The organism is Myxococcus llanfairpwllgwyngyllgogerychwyrndrobwllllantysiliogogogochensis (assembly GCF_006636215.1).
Lineage (GTDB): Bacteria > Myxococcota > Myxococcia > Myxococcales > Myxococcaceae > Myxococcus > Myxococcus llanfairpwllgwyngyllgogerychwyrndrobwllllantysiliogogogochensis.
In genome coordinates this window covers 1-524 of record NZ_VIFM01000671.1, presented here as the reverse complement: position 1 = coordinate 524, position 524 = coordinate 1, and the positions used below count along the sequence as shown (strand labels likewise).

Here is a 524-nt window from a genome sequence, read left to right as displayed (position 1 = left end):
CTTTGTAAGCGTCCATCCGCGAGGAGAGTTGCTGCGAGAGCAGCGCTTTTTGCAGCACGTCGTCAAACTCCCGGTTACACCAGTGGGCAAAGTTGGTTTGCGAGGCGATGGCCGCGCAGCTCAGCAGCGGTCGGAAGAAACTGTCCGGATCGTTACTGTCCGTCGCCCAGCCGGAGAGCGTCAGGTCGTGGCTCATGTCCATCAGGCGCGCCTCCTGGAAACGTCCCTCTACCGGCACAATAATCACCTTAACGCCAATCTGCGCCATATCCGCCTGGATAAGCTCCGCCGTTTTCAGCGGGCTGGGATTCCACGCCTGCGAGCTGGTGGGCACCCACAGCTTGAGGGTCAGGTTTTCCAGCCCCAGGGCTTTCAGGCGGGCGCGGGCCTCCTGCAGCCGCGCGCCGAAGCCGTTGAAGCCATCCACGATGCGGTCCAGCTCGCGGATGCCGGTGCGCTCCAGCACGGGCGCGGTGTCGCCCCCGGCGCCGGCCAGGGCTTCTTCCAGGCGCCCGACCTGCCGC

1 protein-coding gene is annotated in these 524 nt (G+C 65.3%); it reads right to left on the bottom strand.

The features are described 5' to 3' along the window. Positions 1-524, bottom strand: a 524-nt coding sequence (locus FJV41_RS55410; protein ID WP_246137924.1) for an ABC transporter substrate-binding protein, incomplete at both ends; no start/stop codon positions are given.